This is a genomic window from Curtobacterium sp. MCJR17_020 (assembly GCF_003234365.2).
Classification (GTDB): domain Bacteria; phylum Actinomycetota; class Actinomycetes; order Actinomycetales; family Microbacteriaceae; genus Curtobacterium.
In genome coordinates this window covers 1099328-1113828 of record NZ_CP126260.1, presented here as the reverse complement: position 1 = coordinate 1113828, position 14501 = coordinate 1099328, and the positions used below count along the sequence as shown (strand labels likewise).

Sequence of the window (14501 nt, the reverse complement as noted above, 5' to 3'; positions counted from 1 at the left end):
GGCTGACGGCTGACGTCGTCAGTGCTCGCCGCGCGTCAGCGCAGGCGTCGCCCCGGCACCGCGAGCACGGCGAGCCCGGCCACCACGAGCGCGATGCCGACCCACCCCGTCGTGCCGAGGTGCTCCCCGACGACGAGCACGGCGAGCACCGCCGCGACCACGGGCTCGAGCAAGGACACCAGGGTCGCGACCGAGGCACCGACGGACCGCGACCCGACGGCGTACAGCGAGTGGCCGAGGACCGTGGGCACCAGGGCCAGGTACAGGAACACCGGCCAGTTGCCGCCCTCGCCGAGGTACGGTGCGCCGGCGACGACCACGAGCACGACGAGCGGCACGGCAGCGATCCCGAACACGGCGCCGACGAGCCCACGGCCGTTCGGCAGCCCCGCCACGACGGCTTCGACCCCGGGCCCGCCGGGTACCGACACCGCCCCGGCAGCCGCGTGCAGTCCCCGCGCCACCGCCCACGAGTACAGCGCGTAGGTGAGTCCGGCGAGCAGGGCACTGGCGATCCCGAGCGCGAGCGCACCACCACCGCCGTCGTGCTCCGACCGCGCCAGGGTCACGACGACCATGCCGGCCACGCTCACCAGGGTGGCGACGATCCACCTGCCGGTGACGGGCCTCCTGTCCGACACCCACTCCACGAGCCCCGCGAACACGGGTGACGACCCGATGGCGATGGTGGTGCCGAGGGCGACACCGGCGTCGGCGAGGGCCGCGTAGAAGGCGACCGCGTAGACGACGAGCGCGGCCGCGCCGAGCAGTGCCCACCCCCGCGTGCGGCGCTCGGCGACGGCGCGGAGCGTGCCACGTCCGGCCAGGGCGGCGAGCACGAGACCACCGATCCCGAACGTGACGGCGCCGAAGACGAAGGCGGGGACGCCGGGGGCGAAGTGCGTCGCGGTGCCGGTGGTCCCCCAGACCGCGGCGGCGACGACGACCGCAGCGAGCCCACCGGCGGGCGTCGGGACCCGGCGCGCGCTGGCGGGACCCGTCACGAGACGTGGATGGACGGCCGGCGGTGGACGTCCGGCTCGGCTTCGCGCAGGACCTCGCGCGTGACGGGCGCGACGTCACCGGCACCGGTGAACACGAACCGCAGGGCGTTCCGGATCGGGCTGCCCTCGTTCCACTCGAAGTAGATGCTCGGGACGACCCCGGCGGTGTCGCGGATCGCGAGCAGGGTCGAGGCGATGGTGTTCGGCACGTTGCCGGACCGGACCCGGAGCACACGGTGTCCGTGCACGACGTGCCCCTCGACCAGCAGGTCCTCTTCGAAGTCGGACGAGTCGGCGGGCAGCACCTCGAGGAACATCGTCGGGACGCGCGCCGGGATGCCGGAGTCGCGCCGTTCCTCGCGCCCCTTCGCCCGGTACGCCTCGGCGGTGCCGGCACCCGGCTCGTTCGCGATGATGCAGACCGCGCTGAACTGGTCGGCGTCCGCCTCGACGAACTGCCGGGCCGTCGCGTCCAGCTCGATCGACGACGCGCGGAGCTCGAACGACCGGCGCACCCGTGAGACGAGCGACACCACGACGATGGCGATGATGAAGATCGCCGCGATCCGGACGCCGTCGGGCCGCTCGATGACGTTCGCGACCGTCGTGTAGACGAACACGACGGAGATGACCCCGAACGCGATGGTCCGCTTCTTCTGCTGCCGGCGACGGGCCGACAGGGTGACCGCGACCGCGGCGCTCGTGATCAGGACGAGCACGCCGGTGGCGTACGCCCCGCCCTGGGCGTCGACGTTCGCGCGGAACACGATCGTGATCAGGAAGGCGATGAGCGTGAAGATGATGACGAGGGGCCGGGTCGCCCGCGCCCACTGCGGCGCCATGCCGTAGCGGGGCAGGAACCGCGGCACCAGGTTGAGCAGGCCGGCCATCGCGCTCGCGCCGGCGAACCACAGGATCGCGACGGTCGAGAAGTCGTAGATCGACCCGAACACCCCGCCGAGGTACTGGTGCGCCAGGAAGGCCAGGGCCCGCCCGTTCGCACCGCCGCCCGGCTGGAACTCGTGCTGCGGGATGAGGAACGTCGTCGCGATCGACGAGGTGATCAGGAACGAGCTCATGATCACGGCTGCGACGGTCAGGAGCCGCTTCGTGCCGCGGATCCGACCCTCGGGCCGGGCACTCGTGTCGTCCGACGCGTCGCCGCGCACCTGCGGCATCACCGCGACGCCGGTCTCGAACCCGGACAGGCCAAGGGCGAGCTTCGGGAACACGATGAGCGCGATGCCGACCATCACGAGGGGGTTGCTGTGCTGCGCCGTGAGCCCGGACCACCAGTCACTGGCGACCATCGGGTGCTCGAACACGTGCCAGAGCGCGACCACCACGACGACGGCGTTGAGCGCGAGGAACACCGCGACGAGGCCGACGGCGATGCCGATCGCCTCCTTGAACCCGCGGAGGAACACCACGCCGAGCAACAGCAGCAGCGCGAGGGTGAGCGGGACGGGGATCTCGGTGAACCAGTGCGGCGTGTACGGGTTCTCGGCGATGTGCGCCGTGGCGTCTGCCGCCGACAGTGTCATCGTGATCATGAAGTCGGTGACGGCGAACCCGAGCAGGACGAGCACCAGGAGCTTGCCGGCCCACCACGGCAGGAGCTTCTCGAGCATCATGATCGACCCGGCACCGCGGAAGCTGTCGCTCGCGACCCGGCGGTACACCGGCAGCGCCCCGAACAGCGTGACGAGCACGAGCACGATCGTGGCGATCGGCGACAGCAGGCCGGCGGCGAGCGCCGCGATCGCCGGCTGGTACCCGAGGGTCGAGAAGTAGTCGACGCCGGTCAGGCACATGACCCGCCACCACGGGTGGGTCTTCTCGACCTCGACCTGGTGCGGACCCTGGTGGGATGCCCCCTGGTGGGCGCCCTGCAGCATCCAGCGACGCAGTCGGGTGCTGCGGTCGAGGGGTGGCTCGGTGGCGTCGCGCTGGGCGGCCCGCTCGGCGTCTGTCGCGGTCACGTGGACGATGCTAAGCCGTCCGGGTGACGCACGCGCGCACCCGGACGGCCCCTGTGGAGGACTGCTACTTCGCGCTGATCCTGGTGTACTTGTTCACGGCCCACGGCACGAACACGACGAGCATCACGGCGATCCCGATCAGCACCGTCACGATCGGGTGCTGCATCGTCCAGATGTCCGGCACCGGCGCCGACCCGACGTTGCCGAAGAGTTCACGGGCCGCCTGCACGAGTGACGACACCGGGTTCCACTCCGCGAACACCCGCAGCACCAGGGGCAGCGTGTCGCTCGGCACGAAGGCGTTCGAGATGAACGTCAGCGGGAACAGGATCATGAACGAGGCGTTGTTGATGACCTCCGGCGTCTTGACGCTCATGCCGAGCAGCGCCATCACCCAGCTGAACGCGTAGCTGAACAGCAGCAGCAGGGCGATGCCGGCCAGGAACTCGAGCGGCGACGAGTTCACCCGCCACCCGACGGCCAGTCCGGTGAGCATCATGATCGCCATCGAGATCGAGTTGAGCACGAGGTCGGAGTTGGTCCGGCCGACGAGCACCGCGGACGCCGACATCGGCAGCGTGCGGAACCGGTCGATCAGGCCTTCCTTCAGGTCCTGCGCCATCGCCGACCCCGAGAAGGTCGCCCCGAAGACGACGGTCTGCGCGAAGATCCCCGCCATCAGGAACTGCGTGTAGTCGGTGCCCTCGACCGCGATCGCGCCGCCGTAGACCTGGCTGAAGAGCAGGACGAACATGATGGGCTGGAGCACGGCGAACACGAGCATGTCCGGCGACCGCTTGATCTTGATGAGGTTCCGCTTGGTGACGGTCCAGCCGTCCTCGAGCCAGATGGCGACCGGCGAGGTGACGACGACGGGCAGCTGCCGACCCGGCGCGATGGTGGTGGCGGTCATCGGGCCGTCTCCTTCTGCTTGGTGGCGGCGGCCCCGTCGGCCTCGTCCTCCGTCGCGGCGTGACCGGTGAGCCGCAGGAACACGTCGTCGAGGGTCGGTCGGCGCATGCCTGCGTCGTGCAGCTCGATGCCGGCGTCGCCGAGGTCGGCGAGCACCCGTTGCAGCGCGGTGGGGCCGGCCTCGACCGCGATGGCGTGGGTGCGGCCGTCACCAGAGGCCTCGACGTCGCCGACGCCGTACCGCCGCAGGACGGTCGTCACGGCGTCACCGTCGGTCTCGTCCACCAGCGTCACGACGACCCGGTGGCCGCCGACCTGCGCCTTGAGGTGGTCGGCGGTGCCCTCGGCGATGACCCGGCCGTCGTCGATGACCGCGATGTCGTCGGCGAGCCGATCCGCTTCTTCGAGGTACTGCGTGGTGAGCAGGACCGTGGCGCCCTGGGCCACCAGGTCCTCGATGATGCCCCAGAGCGCCAGCCGGCTGCGGGGGTCGAGGCCCGTGGTCGGCTCGTCGAGGAACAGCACGCGCGGGTTCATCACGAGGGCGCCGGCGAGGTCGATCCGTCGCCGCATGCCACCGGAGAAGCCCTTCACCGGGCGGTCCCCGGCCTCGGCGAGGTCGAACACGTCGATGAGCTCACGGGCACGCTCCCGCGACGTCTTCCGGCCCAGGTGGTAGAGCCGCCCGATCATCTCGAGGTTCTCGAAGCCGGTCAGGTTCTCGTCCACCGCGGCGTACTGCCCGGACACCCCGATGGACCGCCGGGTGGCCTGCGGATCGGCGATCACGTCGATGCCGTCGATCGTGGCCGTCCCGGAGTCCGGGGTGATGAGGGTGGTGAGCACCTTCACGGTCGTGGTCTTGCCCGCGCCGTTCGGCCCGAGCAGTGCCTTCACGGTGCCCCGCGGCACGGACAGGTCGAGTCCGGCCAGTGCGTGCACCGGTCCGGACTTCGACCGGTAGGTCTTGGTCAGCCCGGAGGCTTCGATGATGGCCATGTCGCTCCTTCGTCGGACACGGTGGGTACCGGGGTCCGGTGGAGCGACGGCCGTCACTCATATGCCGAAGTCACCACCGAAGTCGCTGGAACCACCGCCGAAGTCGGATCCGCTGTCGTCCCAGCCCGCGCTCTCGAACCCGCCGCCGTCGGACGCGCCACCGTCGGACGCACCGCCGTCACCGGAGTCGGCTCCAGTGTCCTCCGAACCACCGTCGCCCGCAGCGTCAGTACCGCCATCGAACGATCCGGGGTCCGGTAGGAAGGCGCTCATGATGGCCGAACCGATGACGTAGCCGGCCACGGTGCCGAGGATCGAGGCACCGATCATGCTGCCGAACGACGGTCCGCCGCGCTGCCCGCCGAAGCGGCCAGCACCGCCGACGCCACCGCCGACGCCACCGAGCGAGCGCTCCATGAAGCCCGGCTGGCGGATCTCGGACCGCGTCGCCGACTGCGCGAGCGAGCGGGGGTCGTCGCCGCGAGGGGCCTCGCCGGGAGGCGCCGTGCGGGTGAACTCGTCGTAGACCATGCGGCGCTGTTCGTCGGTCAGCTTCGCGAACGCCTCGGCGTGCACCTCTTCGATGCGCTCGGGCGGCGCCGTGCGGAGCAGGTAGCGGTACCGCTCCACCGCGCGCTCGTCGTCGGTCGTCGCGCCCTGCTGCTGCGCGGGTGCGCCGCCCCTCTGCGGCACGCCGTACTGGCCGCTCTGCTGCTGCCCGGCCGGCACCCCCGTCGGCGCGGGCTGGTGGTACGACTGCTGGCCGTACCGGTAGCCCTGCTGCTGCGGTTGCTGTGGCTGCCCCCACTGGTTCTGCTGCGCGTCGTACTGCTGCGCGTCACCGGTGCGATCGCGGTCCGGACGTCCGAGCAGGCGGTCGAGGAATCCCATGGTCGATGCTCCTTCAGGTGCACGGGTGATCCGGTCGGAACGCCCGTGGCCTGCCACCCTATGGAGCGGGGTCGGCCGCTGACTGAGCGCCCGCTCAGAGTCAGCCGTGCGCCGGCCGCGCCCGGCCGCGCGCCAGCTCAGCCCGCCGCCGCGCCCGCGGCGAGCGCGGCCGTCCACACCGCGTGCAGCTCGTCCGCGGCCCCGGGGTGCGCCACCAGGAACGGCTCGCCCACGGGCGGGAAGCCCTCGACCGGGCCGGAGCGGGTCAGCACGATCCCGCCGGCCTCGTGCACGAGCAGCACGGCGGCCCCGTGGTCGACCGGGTTGAACGCCGACACGCACCCGCCGATCCCCCGGCCTGCCGCGACCTGCGCGATGGTCAACGTGCCGGAGCCCTGTACCCGCAGCGTGCACGACCGGTCGGCCAGGGCGTCGAGGAACGCGCCGAACCCGGGCCACGGCCGGTGCCCGTCGAGCTCGGTGCCGACGACCGCCCCGGCGAGCGGCCGCGGGGTGTCGTCCAGCTGCAGCGGACGGTCGCGCAGGGTGGCACCGCGTCCGCGCCGCGCCTCGAGGACCTCGCCCCGCCACGGGTCGGCGACGACCCCGACGAGCGGACGGCCACCGCGGGTCAGGCAGAGCGACATCGACGTCCAGGGCACGCCGTTCGCCAGGTTCGTGGTGCCGTCGACGGGGTCCAGGTACCAGCGGTGCCGGTCGCCGGGTGCGTCGCCGTACTCCTCGCCGGTGAACCCGTGCGTCGGGAACGCCATCCGGACGCGGGACCGGACGTGCTGTTCGACCAGACGGTCCACATCGGTGACGAGGTCTGCGGGGTTCGCCTTGGTCCGCACCTCGCTGACGGGGTGCTCGCGGGTGAACGCGATGACCTCGTGCGCGATGCGGTGCGCCAGGGCTTGGGCGCGCGAGGCGACCTCGGTCTCGGTCGGTTCGCGGTCCCGTTCCGGCCAGCCGTCCCGCTCCGCCGACGACAGCGCGGCGCCGATCGCACCGACGTCGTTCGTGGTGATCGAGTCGACGCCGAGCCGTGCCGCCCAGAGCGCTGGCTCGGCCTCGTCGACGGTCCAGACGGCGACCCGCAGCCCCAGGGCGTGCGCGGCCTCGATCGTGCGCGGGGTGAGGAACGCGATGTCGAGGTTCAGGGTGGACGGGGTCAACGCCTCGAGGTCGGCCGGAGTGGGCGGGTCGAGCGACTCCCATGCGAGCCACACGTCGGCGTCGGGCAGCACCGAACGGACCGCCGCCATCGCCGCCGGCGCACCGCACCACGCCACGGTGGTGGACGCGGTGGACCCCGCGACGGTGCGGGCAGCGACGAGTCCGTCGGCCGCGTCCGTCAGGTCGACCAGCAGCACCGAGTGGCAGCCGTCGAGCCGTTCGAGGGCGGCGTCGAGCCGCGGGATCCGGTCGAGGCCGTTGCCGAGCCGGGCGACGTCGCACCACGCGACGTCGGACACCCGTCGGGCATCGCCCCACATCCGGCCGAGGGTCTCGTCGTGCAGCAGGACGGCGACGTCGTCGGCCGTGCGACGGACGTCGACCTCGATGACCTCGGCGCCGAGCGCCTCGGCGACCGCGATGGCGGGCAGGGTGTTCTCGCGCCGGACGCGCGGCGCACCGCGGTGGGCGGCGAGCCGTGGCGGACGCACGCCGGGCCTCCCGGCCGGGCTGGTGGCGACCACTTGGTCTGCGGGTGCCGACACCGGGGCGCTCATCGCGCACCCCCGAGCAGCGCGCCGTCGCGGTAGACGAGCACCTCGCCGAGGCGGACCCCGGTCTCGGTGCCGATCGTCGGGGGTGCTCCGGTGACGAACGCGCGGAGCTCGGTGCCGTCGGCGGCCAGCACCACCTCGGCGAAGTGCCCGCGCATCAGCACGCGGGCGACGGTCGCACGGATCGGCGAGTCGTCGGTGAGCACGACCTGCTCGGGTCGGATGAGGACCGTGTCCGCCACGGTGGGGCTGACCGACGTGCCGGCGAGGAACCGGCCGGTGACGGGGCTCGTCGACCCGATGAACGACGCGACGAACCCGGTGGCGGGGCGGGCGTACAGCTCGGTGGGGGTCGCGATCTGCTCGATGCGGCCGTCGTGCATGACGGCGATCCGGTCCGAGATGCTGAGCGCTTCGTCCTGGTCGTGCGTGACGATCACGGTCGTGATGCCGAGGCGCTGCTGGATGCGCCGGATCTCGTCGCGGACGCTCACCCGGAGCTTCGCGTCGAGGTTCGACAGCGGCTCGTCGAGGAGCAGCACGTCGGGCTCCTGGACGATCGCCCGCGCCAGGGCGACCCGCTGCTGTTCACCGCCCGAGATCGCCGTCGGCTTCGACCCGGCGTGGTGGCTCAGACCGACGAGTTCGAGCGCCTCGCGCACCCGCTCCGCCACCCGCTGCTTCGGCACGCGTCGGGTCCGCAGCGGGAACGCCACGTTCTGCGTCACCGTCATGTGCGGCCAGAGCGCGTAGTTCTGGAACACCATCGCGCTCGGCCGACGCTCCGGACCGATCGACGTGACGTCGCGGTCCCCCATCGTCACGACGCCGCCGTCGGCGGGCAGGAACCCCGCCACCATCCGGAGCGTGGTCGTCTTGCCGCACCCGGACGGCCCGAGCAGGGAGACGAGCTCGCCCTTGGCGACGTCGAGGTCGATGCCCGCCACCACGTCGCGTCCGCCGAGCGTCTTGCGCAGTCCGCGGATGGTGAGTCCGCCAGCGCGGGCCTGGTCGGTCGTGCTGCCGTCGGCCGGGAGGCCCGTGGTGCGTTCCGCGACGAGGGTCGTGTCCGTCATCTGGTCGCCTTTCGTGCTGGTGGTGGTCATCGGTGTCTGTCGCTTCATCGGATCTGGAAGCCGTCCGCCAGGCGGCCGCCCATGATGTGCTTCCGGGCGAGCAGCAGCAGGACCACGGACGGGATGCTCAGCGCGATCGCGAACACCGCGGAGACCTGGCGTGGGGAGTTGAGGACGAGCGAGTACATCGCCGTCGGCATCGTCATGTAGGTCGGGGCGCCGACCAGGTACGTGGCCTGCGCCTCGTCGAAGGACGCCAGGAACGACATCACCATCGCGACGAGGATCCCCGGCCACGCGATCGGGAACGTCACCCGCCAGAAGGTGCGCCAGCGACTCGCTCCGGCGTCGCGTGCTGCTTCCTCGAGGGACCGCGGCACGGCCGAGAACGCGGCGGCGGGCAGCCAGGTCATGAACACCACGCACCCGAGGACGTGCACGATGAGGATGCCCGTCACCGTGTTCATGAGGTTCAGCGCGGTGAACATCGCCGACATCGTGACGAAGAGGCCCATCTTCGGGAACGCGTTCGTGGCGAACAGCCCGACCAGGACGAGCCGCCGCCCGGGGAACTCGATGCGGCTGATCGCCCACGCGGCCGGCAGGCAGACCACCGCGGCGATGAGGACCGTCAGCGGGGCGAGGACGAGCGAGTTCTGGACGGCGACCGCCAGGCTCCGGTCCTCGAACACGGTGCCCCACCACTGCAGCGTCCACCCGTCGGGCAACAGGTTCGGGTACGTCCAGGTCGTGGCGAAGGCACGAGCCGCCAGCCAGAGGAGCGGACCGAGCACGAAGACGGCCAGCACGACGGCGGTGGCCCAGACGAGGGTGTTCCCGGTGAGTCGCTTGATCACGGCTGCTCCTGCTTCTGCTGCTGCTTCCGCAGCTCGCCGGCGTTCGCCCGGACCGTCGAGCGGAGGTAGAACACGCTCGCGGCCGCAGCGAAGGCGAACACGATGAACGCCATGGCCGTCGACTGCTGCGGGCGGTTGTAGGCCTGGAAGTACTTCGAGATGTCGACGCCCAGCATCGTCGGGGCGTTCGGACCGGTGAAGTACGGCACGGTGAACGACCCGAGGACCCCGATGACGGTGAACGTCGTCGCGATGACGAGCGGGGTCGCCGCCATCGGCAGGAGCACCTGCCAGACCACGCGCCAGGTGCTCGCACCGGCGTCCTTCGCAGCCTCGACCAGGGCGTCCGGGGTGCCCTGCAGCGCGCCGGCGATCATCAGCACGGCGAACGGCAGGCTCGTCCAGACACTGCCGAACACCACGGCGACGAGGGTGTAGCCCCACACCGGGACGTCGAGGCCGAACTGGGCACCGAGGCTGCGGAGGAAGCCCTGCGCATCGGTGAACGTCAGGACCGACCAGCTCGCGATGACCACCGGCACGAAGAGCGGGACCACGGCGAGGACGCTGAGGCTCTTGCCGACGAGACCGCCCCGGAGCCGGAGGATCACGGCCACCGCCACGGCGAGCGCCACGGTCAGGCCGGTCGACAGCGCGGTGACGCCGAGCGTCGCGACGAGGTCGCGCAGGAACGTGGCGTTGCCGAGCAGGGTGCCGTACACCGCGAACGAGAACCCGTGAACGGTGTCGCCGCCGATGTCGGCCAGCGCCTGGTTCAGTCCGCCGGTGAACCCGAGGCTGAACAGGGCGGCGTTGACGACGGGGACGCCGACGAACAGGACCACGACGAGGACGGGCGCCGCGACGAGGGCGAGGCCCTGCCACCGCCGACGGCGGTCGAGCCGCTCCTGGACGGACAGCCGACCTGCGGCGTCCGCCGTGCCGTGGGCGGGCGACGGGACGGGCGGGAGGCCCCTGGCGGAGTCGCCACGGGCCTCCCGGTCGGTCGCCGGGCCGTCCTGGACGGTCTGGGTCACTGCGGGACCTTCGCGTCCCACGCCGCGTTCATGTCGGCGGCGAAGTCGCTCTGGAACCCGAGGCGCAGCTGCGAGGGGTTCGCGTCGGCGAACTGCTCCGCGACCGACGCCGGCAGGCTGTCGAGCGGGATGACCGGGTAGCCGGAGACGGCGCTCGCGACGAGCTGCTGCCCCTTCGAACTCAGGACGAAGTCGGCGAGCTGCTCGGCTGCGGCCTTCTTGGCCTTCGGCTCGGTCTTCGGGAGGCCGAGGAAGCTCGCGCTGCCGGTGAACGACGGGTCGGTGATCTGGATCGCCTTGACGGTCTTCGGGATCACGCCGGTCTTCTGCGAGGTGATGAACTGGTCGCTCCACACCGGCGCCATCGCGATCTGGCCGCTGCCGAGCAGCTGCACGACCTGGTCGTTGCCGTTCGGGTAGACGCCCTTCTGGTACGTCGAGGGGCCGAGGTCCTTGAGCGCTGCGAAGCCCTTGTCCCACTTCGACTCGAGCGACTTGTCGTACGTCGTCTGCATGGTCTCCTGCTCATCCGCGGTCAGGTACTTCGCGAGCACCGTGGCGACGAACGAGCCGCCGGAGCCGCCGGACGACGGGGAGTTGTAGGCGAACTGGCCCGGGTTGGCTTTGATCCAGGCGAGGAGGTCGTCGAGGGTCTCCGGCGGGTCCGTCACCTTGCTCGAGTCGTACGCGAGCAGGACGCTCGAGGCGCGGTACGGGATCGCACTGTCGCCACCCTGCTGCTTCGTGGCCTCGGGGACGTCCTTCAGGTTCGGGATCGTGCTGTCGCTGACCGTGCTGAGGAGCCCGGCCTTGCCGGCGGTGGAGACGAAGCCGGCGTCGACCAGGTCGTACGCGACGGACTTGCCGGCCTTGACCGCGGTGGCCAGGTTCGCCTGGGTCTGCGCATCGTGCTCGCCGTGGAGGTCGATGCTCGTGGTCACGTGGATCTTCGGGTGCGCCTTCTCGAAGGCGGGGATGAGCGACTTGTCCCAGAGGTCCTGGACGTTCGTGTCGCCGCTGATGAACACCGTGAGGTTCGTGGTGCCACCGCTCGTGTCTGCGGCGTTCGAGGCGTTGGCGCTCTGGACGCAGCCGGACAGTGCGACGGTCGCGGCCGCCGCGATGGCGAGGCCGGCGAGGACTCGGGTCTTCACGTGGGTTCTCCCTGTTCCGTGGGGTGGGGTCGTGCGGGGTGGGGTCGTGCGGGGTGGGGTCGTGCGGGTCGTGTGGGAACGTTCCCGCGCCGAGCTCGAGTGTGGCGCTGCCGGGTGAACGCCGGGTGCCGCGGGCGTCGCCGACGGGTGAACTCCGGGGTGCTCGGCCGCGCTTCGCTCTGGTGCGAGGTTCCGTACTCCGTGCCCGTCGCACGCCCCCGCACCGAAGACGGAACCTCGCACCGTTCGCGCCGGCCCTCGCACCGTGCGAGGTCACCGCGACATCGGCACCCGCGCGTTCCGGAGCTTCGCGCGGAACGCGGACTCGTCCCACACGTCCTTCCAGCCGTACCGGATCACACCGCGCACCTCGGGGAACGACCGCAACCGGTCCTCGCGGTGCTTCTCCGCGATCACGACGTCCTCAGCCGTCCGACCTCCGCGCAGGCGCGGATCGCGGTACTTCACCTCACCGTCGAACTCGATCACCACGCCGTGGTCCGGCAGCCAGAAGTCCACGACGATGTCCGGCTCGCCGAACGTGGTGAAGCGTCGTTGCAGCACCGGGGTGGGTGCGCCGTACTCGTCCAGACGGACCCGGACCAGGGATTCCCCGACCGAGTCGGCGGCAGCGTCCGCGAAACCGACGGACTGCGCGGCACGGCGCCGGCCCTTCCGTCCCCGCCGCGCGACCCCGTCCAGGACGGCGTCGCGGTCAGCGCCGAGGGCGAGGAGTCGGTCGAGGGCGACCACTGCCTCGGCCATCGGCAACGTCATGGCGAGGTCCACCGCGGTCCGGTCGAAGTCCGTCAGGGTCAAGTCGTCCGCGCGGAACCGCCACGTACCCGCCATCGACGGGTCGAAGTCGGCGTGCACGATGAACGTCGCGTTGGTCGTCCGCGCATCCTGCCCAGGTCTCATCAGGTGGACTCGCTCCGGCCAACGGCCCACGTGCGGCACGCCGATGACCGCCGCCGCCGAAAGGTGCGACACGACGAAGCGCGGTCGGATCCTGTCGACGAGCGATCGCACGAGCACGTGGTGCCGCTGCTCGGGTCGGAGGCCCTTCCACCGCTCGGCGTCGGCGTACCGGCCGTGCGCGATGCGGACCAGTTCCCCGGCTCGCGCTCGGACGCGGATCGCCGCAGCCTCGTCCGGCCGTGACTCGTGCGCGACGAGGACCTTGCAGTCGGGGACGGCGGGGAAACGTTGAGGAGCAGCCATGCACGGATGGTGGCCGTTGCCTCGCACGGTGCGAGGACCGCGGGATCAAACTGTGGACAGCCGCGCCCGTCCACAGTCGCGAGGGGATAAATCAACAGCTGCGAGACTGTCCGGGTGAACACACGCACCTGGGGTTGGCTCGCAGCGGTCATCGACGTCGTGCTCATCGTCGTCTTCGCACTCATCGGGCGTTCGTCGCACGGTGAAGCCAACACGGCGCTGGCACTCTGGATCACCGCGTACCCGTTCCTGGCGGGCTGGGCGATCGGGTACGTGACGAGCGGAGCTTGGGCCCGGCCGCTGCGCTTCTGGCCGACCGGCGTCGTGGTCTGGATCCTCACGGTCTTCGTCGGTCTGGCGATCCGTGTCGCCACCGGCCAGGGCGACGTCGACGGCAATCCGCTGCCGATCTCGTTCGTCATCGTCGCGACGATCGTGCTCGGGGTGTTCCTGCTCGGCTGGCGCGCGATCGCCCGCGGTGTGCTCCGCTTCGCCGGCTCCCGTTCCCGGCAGGACGCTGCAGCGTCGGACGCGTGAACGGCAGCCGCGGTTCCCAACCGACCATCCTCGACGTCGCCGCACGTGCGGGCGTCTCGAAGTCGGCGGTGAGCCGGGTCCTCTCGGGCACGGGGCGGTTCTCGGACGAGACCCGTGAGCGCGTCGAACGCGCAGCAGCCGAACTCGGGTACGTCGCCAACGCCATGGCTCGCGGGCTCGTCAGCGGTCGGACGCACACCATCGGCATGCTCGTCCGCGACGCGTCGTCGATGGTCTACACCGCACTGCACGCCGTGATGGAGCGCCGCGCATCGGAGCTCGGCTACCGCGTCGTCACCACCACGGGTGTCGGCCGTGTCGAGGACGAGAAGTCCGCGCTCGCCGCACTCGTGTCGATGCGGGTGGACGGCCTCGTGGTCTGCAGCGGCCTGATGCCGTCGGCCGACATCGCTGAGTTCGCCCCGCGCATCGCCACCGTGGTCGCAGGTCGGCCCGAACTCCACCCGGCATTGTCCAGCGTGTACTGCGACGAGGTGGACGGTGGCGCGACGATCGCCGACGCCGTCGCCGATGCCGGTCACCGCGCGGTCGTGGTGCTCACCGTCCCGCTCGACAACGCGATCACACAGCACGCCCGCTCGACGGCGATGGTCGAACGGCTCCGAGCGCGTGGTGTCCGGGTCATCGACATCGACGCCAGCTTCGTGCGGCCACCGGACGACCTCGCTGCCGACCTGGTCGACGCGATGCACGAATCGGATGTGACCGCGGTGATGTGCCCGACGGACCGGCTCATGCTCGACGTGTGCGAGGCACTCTCCCGCCGTGGTGTCCGGGTCCCGCACGATCTGTCGGTCACCGGGTTCGACGGTGTGTACCCCCTCGCGAGCGACTGGATCGGGTTCACGACACTCGAGCAGCCGATCGAGCGGATCGGCCGCGAGGCGATCGACCTCGTCATCGGCCGGATCGACGACCCGACCCGTGCCGTCGAGCACCGCTCACTGCGGGGCACCGTCGTGCCCGGTCGCACGCTGCTCCCCCGCTGACTTCGCGGACCTCGCCGACCTCGCACCGTGCGAGGAGCCTGCGCGAACGGTGCGAGGTTCCGTACTCGGTGCACGGTGCTGCGCC

General features: G+C 71.4%; 13 protein-coding genes. 2 read left to right on the top strand and 11 right to left on the bottom strand.

The window, feature by feature from the left end:
- Positions 1-35: 35 nt before the first annotated feature.
- The 11 genes from DEJ14_RS05325 to DEJ14_RS05275 form a co-directional block, all read right to left on the bottom strand.
- Positions 36-1004 (bottom strand): DMT family transporter, encoded by a 969-nt coding sequence (locus DEJ14_RS05325; protein ID WP_111086821.1) that lies wholly within the window; start codon positions 1002-1004, stop codon positions 36-38.
- The gene (locus DEJ14_RS05320; protein ID WP_258373400.1) at positions 1001-2902 is read right to left on the bottom strand and encodes an APC family permease; all 1902 of its coding nucleotides are present in this window, start codon (positions 2900-2902) and stop codon (positions 1001-1003) included. Before DEJ14_RS05320 ends, DEJ14_RS05325 begins: the two co-directional genes overlap by 4 nt.
- Before the next feature lie 148 nt (positions 2903-3050).
- Positions 3051-3899 carry an ABC transporter permease gene (locus tag DEJ14_RS05315; protein ID WP_111086819.1) on the bottom strand — a complete coding sequence of 283 codons (849 nt, stop codon included), beginning with the start codon at positions 3897-3899 and terminating at the stop codon, positions 3051-3053.
- Complete coding sequence (locus DEJ14_RS05310) at positions 3896-4897, bottom strand: ATP-binding cassette domain-containing protein (RefSeq protein WP_111086818.1); 1002 nt, start codon at positions 4895-4897, stop codon at positions 3896-3898. The genes DEJ14_RS05315 and DEJ14_RS05310 overlap by 4 nt, the downstream gene beginning before the upstream one ends.
- A 57-nt stretch (positions 4898-4954) precedes the next feature.
- A complete protein-coding gene (locus DEJ14_RS05305; protein ID WP_258373397.1) occupies positions 4955-5788 on the bottom strand; it encodes a hypothetical protein in 834 nt (277 codons plus the stop codon).
- 137 nt (positions 5789-5925) lie between these two features.
- Positions 5926-7458, bottom strand: coding sequence for an inositol monophosphatase family protein (locus DEJ14_RS05300; protein ID WP_181437659.1), 1533 nt, complete (start codon positions 7456-7458; stop codon positions 5926-5928).
- Positions 7459-7520: 62 nt separating this feature from the next.
- Complete coding sequence (locus DEJ14_RS05295; RefSeq protein WP_258373396.1) at positions 7521-8597, bottom strand: ABC transporter ATP-binding protein; 1077 nt, start codon at positions 8595-8597, stop codon at positions 7521-7523.
- Between the two features lie 44 nt (positions 8598-8641).
- Positions 8642-9454: an ABC transporter permease gene (locus DEJ14_RS05290; RefSeq protein ID WP_111086815.1), complete on the bottom strand. Its 813-nt coding sequence runs from the start codon at positions 9452-9454 to the stop codon at positions 8642-8644.
- On the bottom strand, positions 9451-10491 hold the full coding sequence (locus DEJ14_RS05285) for an ABC transporter permease (protein ID WP_111086814.1): 1041 nt from the start codon (positions 10489-10491) through the stop codon (positions 9451-9453). The genes DEJ14_RS05290 and DEJ14_RS05285 overlap by 4 nt, the downstream gene beginning before the upstream one ends.
- Positions 10488-11645 carry an extracellular solute-binding protein gene (locus tag DEJ14_RS05280; protein WP_111086813.1) on the bottom strand — a complete coding sequence of 386 codons (1158 nt, stop codon included), beginning with the start codon at positions 11643-11645 and terminating at the stop codon, positions 10488-10490. Before DEJ14_RS05280 ends, DEJ14_RS05285 begins: the two co-directional genes overlap by 4 nt.
- Before the next feature lie 273 nt (positions 11646-11918).
- Positions 11919-12869: a hypothetical protein gene (locus DEJ14_RS05275; RefSeq protein ID WP_111085036.1), complete on the bottom strand. Its 951-nt coding sequence runs from the start codon at positions 12867-12869 to the stop codon at positions 11919-11921.
- Between the two features lie 114 nt (positions 12870-12983).
- Here DEJ14_RS05275 and DEJ14_RS05270 point away from each other — a divergent pair, with 114 nt between their 5' ends.
- Both DEJ14_RS05270 and DEJ14_RS05265 read left to right on the top strand, forming a co-directional pair.
- Entirely contained in the window at positions 12984-13406 is a 423-nt protein-coding gene (locus DEJ14_RS05270) for a DUF3054 domain-containing protein (protein WP_258373241.1), read from the top strand.
- The gene (locus tag DEJ14_RS05265) at positions 13403-14416 is read left to right on the top strand and encodes a LacI family DNA-binding transcriptional regulator (RefSeq protein ID WP_111085034.1); all 1014 of its coding nucleotides are present in this window, start codon (positions 13403-13405) and stop codon (positions 14414-14416) included. Before DEJ14_RS05270 ends, DEJ14_RS05265 begins: the two co-directional genes overlap by 4 nt.
- The last annotated feature ends 85 nt before the right edge of the window (positions 14417-14501 follow it).